This is a genomic window from Lewinella sp., assembly GCF_050633125.1.
GTDB lineage: Bacteria > Bacteroidota > Bacteroidia > Chitinophagales > Saprospiraceae > Lewinella.
The window spans coordinates 1-12,368 of the sequence record NZ_JBOEFX010000107.1; the positions used below are offsets into that span (position 1 = coordinate 1).

General features: G+C 45.7%; 6 protein-coding genes. 4 read left to right on the forward strand and 2 right to left on the reverse strand.

Annotated elements, in window-relative coordinates; all coding sequences use genetic code 11:
* On the reverse strand, positions 1–448 hold a 448-nt coding region (locus ACRBG0_RS21530; protein WP_431488915.1), incomplete at its 3' end, for a hypothetical protein.
* A 167-nt stretch (positions 449–615) separates the two neighbouring features.
* Between ACRBG0_RS21530 and ACRBG0_RS21535 the strand changes: the two genes are divergently transcribed.
* The 3 genes from ACRBG0_RS21535 (at position 616) to ACRBG0_RS21545 (ending at position 7,364) form a co-directional block, all read left to right on the forward strand.
* Positions 616–1,227, forward strand: coding sequence for a toxin-antitoxin system YwqK family antitoxin (locus tag ACRBG0_RS21535; RefSeq protein ID WP_431488916.1), 612 nt, complete (start codon positions 616–618; stop codon positions 1,225–1,227).
* A 374-nt stretch (positions 1,228–1,601) separates the two neighbouring features.
* A complete protein-coding gene (locus tag ACRBG0_RS21540) occupies positions 1,602–5,186 on the forward strand; it encodes a hypothetical protein (RefSeq protein WP_431488917.1) in 3,585 nt (1,194 codons plus the stop codon).
* 258 nt (positions 5,187–5,444) lie between these two features.
* Positions 5,445–7,364 carry a serine hydrolase domain-containing protein gene (locus tag ACRBG0_RS21545; protein ID WP_431488918.1) on the forward strand — a complete coding sequence of 640 codons (1,920 nt, stop codon included), beginning with the start codon at positions 5,445–5,447 and terminating at the stop codon, positions 7,362–7,364.
* 240 nt (positions 7,365–7,604) lie between these two features.
* Here the strand turns inward: ACRBG0_RS21545 and ACRBG0_RS21550 are convergent, their stop codons facing one another.
* Positions 7,605–9,950 carry a TonB-dependent receptor gene (locus ACRBG0_RS21550; RefSeq protein ID WP_431488919.1) on the reverse strand — a complete coding sequence of 782 codons (2,346 nt, stop codon included), beginning with the start codon at positions 9,948–9,950 and terminating at the stop codon, positions 7,605–7,607.
* A gap of 130 nt (positions 9,951–10,080) precedes the next feature.
* Here ACRBG0_RS21550 and ACRBG0_RS21555 point away from each other — a divergent pair, with 130 nt between their 5' ends.
* The gene (locus ACRBG0_RS21555) at positions 10,081–12,348 is read left to right on the forward strand and encodes a right-handed parallel beta-helix repeat-containing protein (protein WP_431488920.1); all 2,268 of its coding nucleotides are present in this window, start codon (positions 10,081–10,083) and stop codon (positions 12,346–12,348) included.
* The last annotated feature ends 20 nt before the right edge of the window (positions 12,349–12,368 follow it).

Sequence of the window (12,368 nt, forward strand, 5' to 3'; positions counted from 1 at the left end):
GCACGTGCTCTGTTGGCTCTTCGTGTATCTCGCTACTTCCGACTTCCGATTCCCCACTTCCGCTTTCAAGATTTCCGACTTCGAAAGGGGCTTCTGGAATTTTAGCTTCAAACTCATCCAACAAAACAGGCACTTTCTCTTCAAGGTCAAGCTGGGCAAGATCCTTGAGTTCCAGTCGTTCTTCTGGCGCTGTATTTAATTCGAGTAACTGTGGGAGCTTATTGTGGATAAAGGAGTAAAGATGTTCCCTGTCGAAAGTGTGTGCCGCTAAATTGTGGAGGTATTGCTCAAACTTTGGGTCTTTTTCGATCCTGCTTTTGAGCAGAAGTAGCTGGCGGAGGTTGGCAGAATAAGGGTATTCCTGAACCAGGTTTTTTATTTCCTGATACGGTAGTTGGTACAGTTTAGCTGGCTGGGCCAGGTATTCCATGAAATTTTCTGCGTTCATTCCTGCTGTTGTACGAAGGCACTATTGCGAAAGTTGCAAAGTATTGCCGAGGATCAAAAATAGACCTTATTGGGAAAATTAGCAAATTGAATAAGAAGACCCTTACATTTATAGCGTTATTTTTGCGGAATAGCTAATGACTTTTTTTAATATCAAAAATTACTACGATGAAAACGTTTTTTTCTTTAGTGCTGGTGTTGGCGATGTTGTTTAGTTGTGAAAACAACACTTCACCAGAGCCTGTTACTGCTTCTCCTGCTGGCACCGAAGCATCTTCTTCGGCAAGTGATTATGAAATAACACCTGTTTCGGGTACAAGTGCAAACATGGCAACACTTTATTCACCAGAAGGTAAAATAATGGAGGCTGGTCCCATGGTCAATGGCAAAAAGAATGGTAGCTGGGCGTATTACGGTGCAAAGGGCAGTTTTCCCGTGAAGGTGATCAGCTTTGTTGAAGACATGTACACCGGAGTATACATGGAGTTTAACGAACGTGGCCAGGCGGAGTTGATGGCTACTTACAAAAACAATAAACTACATGGCCCTTGGGGAAAATACCGCTTTGGCCGTGAGGAGCTAACCGCCAACTATAAGGACGGAGAGCTGGACGGTGTGCTGCGAGAATACGACTACCGTGATGGCAAGCTCAAAAAAGAAGCTTCCTACAAAGCTGGTCAGCTAGATGGTTTGGTACGAGACTATGATCCTGAAGGAAATGTGATGGTAGAATACATGTATCGCGATGGCGAAAAAATCAGCGGCGGTATGGTAGAGTAAGCTTAGAGCTTGTTTGAGACGGTTTCGTCACGAGAATCAAGGGATTAGAGTTCTGGTGAAGCGCCTAAATTCGAGTTTGGCGGGTCAACTTCGAGGAGGTACGACGATCACCTCAGGTAAATGAGAATTTGATGTAAAGTCAGGTTTGTAAGTCCTTGATTCGCAGTAGGAACAAGTTCCAAACACGCTCTTACCGTCGCTTACTTGGATCTTTGGGTGCCAGTATTAGATTGTTTGATACTGGCATTCATCAAAGTTTTTTTCCGATAGCCAATCTCAGACAAATGCAAAGGAATAGTTGTGCAATTAAGTTACCCTAGCTATTTTTGACGGTCGGCCGGTTTTGGCCACTCACCGCTTTCCATGTTAGTACTATGATCGAAACGATAAGGGCAAATAATTTCTTGGATTGGATGATGTTGGTAGAGGAAACAGATTTAGCCTACGGTTGGTTAAAGTCTTTACTTACTACAGGCACTGCAGAAATCACGCTTCGACCACGTTCTGATCAGGAGAAAAAACTTTGGCACTTTTTTAATGAGCAAAGGTCTGCTCGTCGTCTTGAAGGGCGGCATGTACTCTATTTTACTTATCCCTATCTGTTGCGTAAAGAAATGGGGCAGCTGACCCAAATACCGCTCCTTCGTTGGGCTTGTTTGCTTGAACCACCCGTGAGTAGCCGCCCACATTGGTTGTTAAAGACAGTAGAGCGTTTTGCTGGAGAAGTGCAGGGAAGCTTGGTCGGAGAATTAGAAGAGACAGCGTCCAATGATTGGAAAGGAGTGTTGGAGGCGGCGCTGAAGCCTTCTCCTGATTCCTTGCAAAAACTCAGTTTATTTGCTCAGGAGCTTTCCGAGAAAACGGAATTCGTTTCTTCTAGCTGGCAGCCAGCATTGGCTCAAATGCCGACGTTGGAAATCGAACCAGCAGGAGAAGGAGAGCTGTGGTGGTCGGCTAGGTTAACCCTTGATGATACGCATTGGCGAAGCTCGGATAGCAGTTTGCCAGTACATTGGCATGAGCCCTTTACGCACGAAGAATCGGCCATTGGGAACCTGTCTTTATCTCGTTTGGCACCTTCTCAATATCATTTTTTCAAGCAGGTTTACGGACAAAGATATACGCTGGCAGAAGGAAACCCCGAATCTGGGTTAAGTGCGATCAGCTCCGAGTTGTTTAAACTTTCGCTGGTGGAAGGGAAGTCTTGTTTAGTCATTTCGCGGAAGAAAACAAGTCTGGAAACATTGCACCAACAGCTCAATAAAGTATCGGCACTAAACGGCTTTAGCTTGCTTTGGCAAGATCCGGTTACAGATTTACCTATTGTAAAAGGCTTGTTGTCCACCTTTGATAAAAACAAAGCAGCTACGGCAACTTATGACCCATTACGATGGAGAACCACCTTGAGCCGGTGTAATCGCTTGCAGCGACAATATGATGCATGGTACGATGCATCGCGGAAGAAAATTTTTGGCGACAAATCGTGGTCCGATCTTCTCGGGTTTTATTTGTACTATGCTCGCGTGGAGGGCAAAGAGCTTTTGGCAAGCCAACTTAATGCCGCTCAGTACACGTTTCTTCCTAAAGAATACCAGGAGATCAGTACAGCGCTTCTGACAACCAAGCCGCTGCACCAAAAACTGGGTACCTTACACCATCCTTTAAGCAACCTCAGTGCGGCGATATTTATTCACCAGGATTTGGCAGAAAGCCAGCAGTTTATAGAAACAACAAGCCAGCGATTACTCGCACTGGCCCGAAAACTTCATCAGCGTTATGTACGGACCCAAAGCCAGTATGCTGATCAGTTGGCTAGTTTTCATGAGCACCGATATTTGCAATTAAGGAATTTGTTGGAGCGCCTGGAGCAACGGTTGGAAGACAGCCAAAATGCTTACGGGGCGGACACACTGCGTTCTGGTGACCGTACTTTGAAAATTTATAGCCGCTTTTCGAAAAAATACGAAAAGGCACTTGACGAAAAGAATGCCTTGCAAGCTGATTATCAGGCCTTGCGAGATCTACATACAGAATTAGATCCTTTCCCCTTTGCCTGGCCCAAGCAGAAACCTCGGCAGCTCTTTGATAAAATAGGAGCTTTGTTGATCGCGTTTCGGGAGACCCTGGATAATTGGAGGAATCAACTTTTTCAGGGCGTGCAGGAAGAAATGGTACGCCTGAATTTCAAGACAGCCATCTCTGAGTTGGATGTCGCATCAGGGATTGAAGTTCTGGAAAGAGACCTGGAAGTTTATATTGATGAAGTTAACGCTAGCGGACTTTACCAACTTCCGTTGCAGTCAAAAACGTTGACGCTGACCAGGCAGCAGAAGTACCTGGAAGAGATTATTGATCAACTGGAGCGTAGCCAGGAGGGTCTTTTGCAATACGAAGCTTTTTATAACTGGCAACGAAATTGGTTCTCGCTGTCTGAAATCAGTCGCAAAACCATCCAGGCCATTCTTCGTTCCCGGCCCAATGATTGGGAGGCGGCTTTTTCAAGTTGGTATTTCCATGAATGCTTGCAAAAGAATTACACGCCATTTTCTCCGTTAAATTCGGCAGTACGGGAACAGTATATTGAGGAAGTAGAGCAATTGCGGTCGCAGCTACCCGGGTTTATTCAGAACGAATGGGTCAGCCGCAGAAATAAAGGCCACCAACAAATCAAGTCGGCACTGAGATCCTGGCCTGAAAGCATGGAGCAATTAATGGTGGAACATGGGGAACAGCTGGTAAATTGCTTCCCGATTAGTTTTGCTAACCCAGAAGTCGCTGCAGACCTCGTTCCTTATTATGATCTGGTGGTTTTAGAGAAAGCACAGGATTTAAACCGGTCGGAAGTCGCAAATGTTATTAGCCAAGCCAAACAGCTGGCCGTAGTAGCAGATACGAATCAATTGGCACTTAGCGATGATGGAGTCGTTGCTTACTTGAAGAAAGGAAATATCCCAACGGTAGTATGTACTGATGAGCAAGTACCTAGTTTGGCAGAACGGTGGAGTAGCAATCAACCTCAGGTGTTTTTCCATCAAGTCGATGGCCGCTTTTCAGAGCAAGAACAAATCAATGAGGTAGAAGTCCAAGAGCTGCTGAAATTACTCAATGACATTGAGAAACAAGGTTTGAAAACCTTCCCACGAGTAGGGATAATTACCCTCACTTCTGCTCAGCGTGACCTCATCCAGCAGTTGTTGTTCCGAATAAAGAAGGAAAGAAGCGCCGGAGCAGAACTGGTACAACAATTAGAACGAAATGGATTGACCATCTTGCATGCAGCAGATGCCTTGTCGCAGCAGTTCGAGGTTGTTATCTATAGCCCGGTTTATGGTCCTGTCGATCATAAGGGGCACCTGTCCTCACTTTTGCCTCGCTTGAATCAAGCGAGTGAAAGAGCTAGTTTGGAGGTGTTACAGCAAGTTCTCTCTCGTGCTCAAACGGTTCATATTCTGAATTCGTTGCCCCTTGATGAAATAAGCGTTCGGCAATCCTGGTCTGATCGCCCTGGCGAGCAATTGCAGACACTAATGATTGGCTTGGCGCATGCGGTAAGTGAGAACGACTATGCGGAGATAGATAGAATAAGACAGATTTGGCCACTCTCTACACCAAGAAAGGCAGCTTCTGATTCCCTTCCTCGGGAGCTTATCCATCGATTACAGGCACAGTTGCCAGACTGGAAATGGAACTTTACCAATGTGAGAGGAGTACAAGAAAAAGTACTTTTAGCAAGAGCTCCCGGTGGTAATGAAATAATTCTCCTTACGGATGGTTTCTTGGCCCAGGGGAATGTGACGACACTCGATTGGGAAAACTGGCAGAAAGATCGGTTGCACCTTTCGGGCTATCAGTTGCTAAGCTTTAGCTCAGAAGAGCTTTGGAAAAACCCAGGGTTGACTTGTCATCGGTTGGCCGGACAATTGGCAGGTTTGGCAACAAGGGGAGAGGAAGAGGAATAATCTTTGTGTCAAACCTGAAGTTTTAACAAAGTTTTAACTATCCTTTTGGGCAATCCTCCGTTGATAGGGATAGAAACGGTCTGAAGTTTTTCTTACTCAGAGCTTGTATTGGAAATACTTTAGACAGGTTTCATAGTTTACTTGGATACTGACTTCAAACATAAAACGGGGAGATTACCAATACTTAGGTGTAAGTATGCCTTTGGCGTTTTCGCTTATCCACTTGGATTTGGTCTTCTCGCGAGCCCCAAACTGATTATGAATACAACTTCTCGGGTAGTCGTAGCGCTGAGCGCTGGCCTCTTTTGCTTTTTTGCTTTTCGTACCTATCTGCCGTTTCCTCTTGATGGTGTAGAAGCTAGCGGGGTAGATACCTCTATGATTGCCGATAATTATGGTCTGGATCGCCTGGAGGAGGACTCTGAGTTATTTGATGATCACTGGTTGCCGGAAATCGAAGTTGGTGGAAAAAGCAGTGTAGCTGTGGCTGGCCATTTACTAGACACCATTTCCTTTGCAGACTGGCAGCAAAATGCCAGACAGATTTCCTTGAACCATAACTTTGGAAACACATTGCCGCTGGACCCAGCGCAAAACATCAAACTCATTCGTCCGTTTAATACCGTTTTTCCTGTTTTTAGCAAAGATTTAGGAGAAAGGACGAATTTCAGAGAATTTAGCTGGGAGAATATTTTGCCAACGCTTTCTCAAGATTGCGAAGTACAAGAGACGGTTGTATTGCTGTTGGACAATGCTTCCCTGGTCGAGCTAAGAACGGATTTTGAAGGCTTCATGAAACTGTATACCGCGCACCCTATGGTCGTGATGTTCTTTGGCTCAGCGCCTGACGATTTTCTATCCAAGCTGCCTGTTCCTGTTCTCTTCTTGCCTGATGCCACCCCCACGGCGCAGGCCATGGCTGCTCAGTTGTTGTTTGGTGCACAAAACTTGACTTTATCATCAGGAGGAATGTTAGCTGCTTCTCGCCTGGGGCATGCACCGCCCGAAGTTGCGGGTATCGACCGTGCAAAATTGGAAAGCATTGATAGTTATGTGCAACGAGCTATTCGCAAAAAAGCCATCCCGGGCTGTCAGGTATTGGTAGCTAAAGGGGGGCAAATCGTTTATGATAAAACCTTTGGTTATCACACTTACGACAAAGTACAGCCTGTTGATCCGCAAGATGTTTACGATCTCGCTTCGTTGACAAAAGCGGCAGGTACAACACTCGCATTGATGGAGCTTTACGACAAAGAGAAAATTGATTTGTCGCAACGGCTACAGTCTTATTTACCAATTTACAATAGGAGTGGACTCAAATACCTACGGGTACGGCACTTATTAGCTCATCACACAGGCTTGCAGGCCAACCTTCCGATTGCAAAATGGTTGCGCCAGGATGACCTTTTTACGGTAGAGAAGAATTCCGAGTACCTAACCGCCATTGGTAAAGACCTATACATCAAGAATGGTGTACGAGAGGGACTGCTGGAAGAACTTGGAAAAGTACGTACTGCGCGCCGTCCTTTTTATCGGTACAGTGATGTCAATTTCCTTTTGTTGCAACAAGTTGCGGAAGAGGTAGGTGGAGCACCCCTTGATGAGTTTCTCAACCAGCATTTTTATGAGTCATTGGGCTTGCGTCGCCTTCAGTATCGCCCTGGATTAAGAATCCCCGAGGAAGAGATCGTTCCTACAGAGAAAGACAAAAAATGGCGACATCAGTTGGTACGTGGCGAGGTGCATGACGAAAGTGCTTTGCTGTTGGGCGGAGTTGCAGGGCATGCAGGATTGTTTAGTAACGCCCGAGATTTGGCCGTGGTATTCCAGATGCTGCTGAATAGAGGAAGCTACGCCGGAGAAGAGTACCTACAGCCTGCTACGGTAGAAAAGTTCACCAGCCGCAACGGCTATAACTATCGTGCCTTTGGTTTTGATCGCTTGGCTGGTCACTCCAAATCACTACAACCTTATGGGGCTTCTAAAGAAACTTTTGGCCATACCGGATTCACAGGCACTTGCGTTTGGGCTGACCCCGATAATGACTTGGTTTTCATCTTTCTTTCCAACCGTATTCACCCGGATAAGTACAATAATAGATTGCAAAAAATGGGCTTGCGTGAGCGTATTCACAAGGTGGTGTATAAGAGTTTAGATACTTTTCAAGAGGAGGTTTAACGCAGGGTGTAATGGTTGGAAAAGTGTAAGGGTGCAAAGGTTGTTTCCTAGATATCCCCTAGATTTATAGAAATGAATAACTATAGACTTTTTACTAAACCTGAACTAGCTTACCTATTGGCGGCTTTCGAAAATGTCTCCTTGCTTGTCTCCAATCGGCAAGCTCCACAAACGATAGCGTATTACTTATAGTAGTCAGGTTGTCACCAAGAAGGGAAAACTTCTACTACGCTGAGATTTTTACTTCCCCTTCCATGAGAAATTCCAAGTGATACTTGGAATTACCGGAAACAACGACACGCGAACTGCTTTAGCCTGCGCAGTACCCGCCGCAGTGTCAGTACTCAAGTCGTAGTAGATGAAGAAAGGGTTCCGACGGTTGTAAATGTTATAAACAGAGAAAACCCAGCTGGAATGAAAACGCTTGTCCTTGGTGTCTGGCCGGTTGGTGAAAGTGGCAGAAAGGTCCAGGCGATGATAAGGCTGGATGCGGGCACTATTGCGAACACCATACTCCTGTACCAAATTTTGCTCAATAAAATAAAGACTCTGCAAAGGCGTATACGCCTGTCCGGTGCCATAAACGAAAGCGCCACCGACCTCCCATTTCGGAGCCAGCTGGTAATTGGCAACGACAGAAATATCGTGCCTCCTGTCATAAACAGCAGGGAATGGATTGCCGTCGTTGATGTCTGGAAATTGCCGCTCGGTTTTGGATAAGGTATAGCCAATCCACCCAGTAAGTGCTCCTTTGCGTTTGTTGATGAAAAACTCTGCACCATAGGCTTCGCCCTGGCCAAAGACAAACTCGTCTTCCAGGTCGTCAGCGGCGTTGTTGACGTAGTTTTCGCGGTAATCAATTTGATTGTCCAGGTCTTTGTAGTAGATTTCTACACTTGTTTCGTAGGTGTTGTCCTGGAAGTTTTGGAAATAGCCAAGGGCGTATTGAATGCCTCGCTGTGGTTTGATTTTTTCAGTGCTGGGTACCCAAATATCGGCGGGTAGGGTAGAGGTAGAGTTACTGACCAGGTGGATATACTGATTTGTGACGGTTATGCCCGCTTTCAAACTCGCTGCCGCTCCCAGTTTATAGCGCCCACTTAGGCGGGGCTCGAATCCGGTATAGGTAGTCACAGGTTCGTTCTTGGTGTAAATGGCGCCATCAAAGGGGGAAACATAGGGGCCTAGCTGCGTAAAAGTAGAGAAGCGTACTCCGTAGTTGATACTCAGGCGCGAGCTTATTTTCCAATCATCAAGCACATAGCTACCGGTTTCATGCGCATATTTAGGCTCCAGATTGTTGGAGAAGGTCTCCTCGCCGTTGGTGGCATTGGCAATATTGGGCGTAAGCTTATGATAAGTGTAGTGGACGCCAAACTTGACGCTATGCTTTGGGTTAGGAAAAAAGTCGAAGTCAAGCTTCAGGTTGGCATCACGAACACCACTGGCTACATCAACAGAAAAATCCGCCTGTCCGCCTTCAAATCCAAAATCATAGTCATTGTAAACAGCAGACAGATTGAAGAAGAGCTTATCATTAAACAGGTGATTCCAGCGCAGGGTGGCTGTAGAATTCCCATAAGGCAAGTTAAAAAAAAAGTCACGAACACTACTGCGATATTTCAGCACATCACGGCCAAAATAACCACTGAGGAATATCCTGTCCCGATCTGATATGCGGTAATTAACCTTGGTGTTCAGATCGTAGAAATAGTAGTTGGTCCCCGCAAAATTGGTGTTGTTGATAATGGGCTGCGCCAAATCCAGCGCGTACGTTCTTCGCCCCGAGAGGATAAAAGAAGACTGGTTTTTGGCAATTGGCCCTTGCACCGTAAGCCGACTAGCGACGATTCCTACTCCTCCATCTACCTCATAGCGTTGTTTGTTCCCTTCCTTCATCTGAATGTCGACGACAGAAGAGAGGCGAGAACCATAATTGGCAGGCATTCCCCCTTTGATAAGAGTCGTGTTTTTAATCGCGTCAGGGTTAAAAACAGAAAAGAAGCCCAACAAATGACCAGAGTTGTAGACAGTAGCCTCATCTAGTAAGACCAGGTTTTGGTCGGGGCCGCCGCCCCGCACATAAAAGCCAGAACTGCCCTCGCCCGCAGACAGTACCCCAGGGAGTAATTGAATAGCCTTTAAAACATCTACTTCCCCCAGTAAGGCCGGCAATTTTTTGATCTGATCGGTAGAGACTTCCAGCGTCCCCATCTTGGTGTCCTGTACGTTTTTATCCTCCTGCTGACCAACGACGACGACTTCTTCTAAAGCTACGCCTTCGTTCATGGCAATGTCCAGTGTTTTTTTAGCGCTTAAGCTTAAAGGGATTGTTTGGTTGCTGAATCCTAAATAGCTGATAATTAGATTGTAGTCGCCTTCTGGTAAAGTCAGGGAGTAGAAGCCGTAAACATTACTTACGGTCCCTTTTTCAGGATTATCAGCTACATAGATATTAGCTCCAATGAGGGTCTCTCCACTGGCAGCATCAGTGATGTAACCACTAATGGTATGGTTGGTCTGGGCACTAGAAAGCAGTGGAAACAAGGCAATAAGACCAACGATTAAGAATAGGACTCTACGCATTTTTTTTTGGTATCTTGGAGAAGTCATTTAGGAGTAACGCAAAGCAATAGAACGAACCTTTGGGAAAAGAGGTTCAAAGAGCGCTAATTCTTTTTGATTTGTTCTATTCGTTTTAATCAAACTTTATTTGATGCGACCTCTCTTATTTGTAATGTTTGTTTTTTGTAGTTGTTATTCGTCGGCAACAACCTACTATCTAGATGCCTCTGGTGGTGACAACGGCAATGATGGCTTGAGCAGCGAGACACCCTGGAAAGATCTTTTCAAGATTCGGGAAGTCAATAGCCCCGGAGATGTTTTTTTGCTGAAACGGGGCGAGGTTTGGACGGTGTCAAAGCTTTACCTTACCACTTCTGGGACAAGTGCACAACCCATTCGTTTTGATGCCTACGGCAATCCAGGTGATCCATTGCCGATAATTACTAATATTGATGATGTAGTCAATGCCAGTGATCCAATGCTATGGACAGAGACTTCTCCCAACATCTGGACACTCAGTACACCTGAACCACCCGGCCGTCTTTTCATTGATGGCAATGAAATTTTAAGAGCTAACTCCTTAGATAAAGTAGGTGATACCGACCAGGAAGGAGCCACCGGATATTGGTTTTACGAAGATGAACCCACCTATCTTTTACACCTTTATGCACCCAGCAACCCGGCCTTGTTATACAGTACCATTAAGGGTAGTCTTGAATACTACGCCACACTTATTGATCGGGCGGATTACCTGGAATTTGAAAATATTGATTTTAGAGGAGGAAGCGGAGCCTCTTTCTGTGTTATTGGTGGACAGCACATTGAGGTCAGCAATTGTTCGCTTGGCCACTCTAGTGTAAGTGGAGCACTTGTTATAGAATATCATAATCAAGGATCTAGGCGAACATGTATTGATATATCGTTTATCGATAACAACTTTGACTCCAACTTTACTTTCATGCACGGCGAGGGCAGTGAGCGCGGTTGCGAGGATGGAGTGCGACTTCGCAATGGTGCGAGTAACTGCATTGTCAGGGACAATATCTTCAAAAATTGGGCACACAATGCCATCGAATTACTAGGCGATGATCCCGCAGCAGCTGGCGTAAATAACAACCTGATTTATAACAATAGCATTTCAGCACCAGATATTCCCTATGCTCACCCACTGGGTGCTGACGGCATATACGGAAAGTGCCAGTACAACGAGTTTTACAATAACATCGCCAGCAATTGCCGCACCGCTAGCCAGATCAATGGCAACAACAATTGGATACACCACAATGTCATGAGAAACATGCGGCAGTCACCCGCTAAGAATGACGCAACAGCTCACGGCTTTGTCCTTGGCATCTATCAGCCAGGCTTAGTTTGCGAGGATAATCGCTACGATTATAACTTGATCTACGACACAGATGAAGCTGGTTTTTTAATCCGGAATTACGGTTATCCCATACAGCTTACCGGGAATAGCATTCGTAATAATGTGGTTATCAATACGGGCAAAAATCCCAATGTGGAATATTATTCCTACGATGTAGGCACATCCCTGGTGATTTTTGATGATACAGCAGGTGGGGTGAGTGGGAATACGATTCAGAACAACGCCTTCTACAGTAATGAGCCGGGGGCAGAGGCCGTCTATTTGCATTATACTGGCAGTTATTATAATGCAGCAGATTTTAATAACCTCAATGGCCAGGAAGGGAATACCATCAGTAATAATCTGGACAGTGACCCATTATTAACCAACGTAAGTAGTAGCGCTTATTTACCCACCGAAAGCTCTCCGCTCATCAATGCCGCTATAGATGTAGGTTTGGCCTTTGATCTGGCTGGCAACGACCGAGTTTACGGTGCCGCGCCTGATATTGGGCCATTGGAAACCACCGTATTGGTTCCTTTACCCGTGACCTGGGGAGCGGTGAGCGTACAACTGACCCCTGAGAAAGAAGCCTTAGTCCGTTGGGAGATTGTGGCCTCAATGAACCTTCGCTCCTTTGTAGTAGAAAGAAGTACCGATGCCCGAAATTGGGCGGCAGTAGAGGAGTTGCCCGCCAAAAACGAGGCTCGTTTTTATCACTTCCTGGATCGTGAAATAAGCACTAGCAGTTACTATCGTATTCGTCAGCTGGATTGGGATGGAGCCTTTAGTTTCTCTGAGGTCCAGTATTTGAATTATCCGCTTGCAACAAAGTACACCTCACATAGGCTAGGCCCAAATCATTGGCAAGTACAAAATGCGGATATTCAAGACTGGTCAGCGGTGGAATTATTGATCTACAATGCCGCAGGTAAACCCATTCAATCTTTGAGCGGGACGCAAGATATTAATACCAACCAATGGGTACCGGGGATTTACTGGGTGCAAGTGGTTCACAATGGTAATCGCTCGGCCTTAACGATCCTTGTTGATTAAAAAAAGTTAAAACAAAGCAT

Coding starts and splice junctions, on each gene's coding strand:
- ACRBG0_RS21550 (WP_431488919.1), bottom strand. CDS start 9,950: ATGCGTAGAGTCCTATTCTTAATCGTTGGTCTTATTGCCTTGTTTCCA.
- ACRBG0_RS21535 (WP_431488916.1), top strand. CDS start 616: ATGAAAACGTTTTTTTCTTTAGTGCTGGTGTTGGCGATGTTGTTTAGT.
- ACRBG0_RS21555 (WP_431488920.1), top strand. CDS start 10,081: ATGCGACCTCTCTTATTTGTAATGTTTGTTTTTTGTAGTTGTTATTCG.
- ACRBG0_RS21545 (WP_431488918.1), top strand. CDS start 5,445: ATGAATACAACTTCTCGGGTAGTCGTAGCGCTGAGCGCTGGCCTCTTT.
- ACRBG0_RS21540 (WP_431488917.1), top strand. CDS start 1,602: ATGATCGAAACGATAAGGGCAAATAATTTCTTGGATTGGATGATGTTG.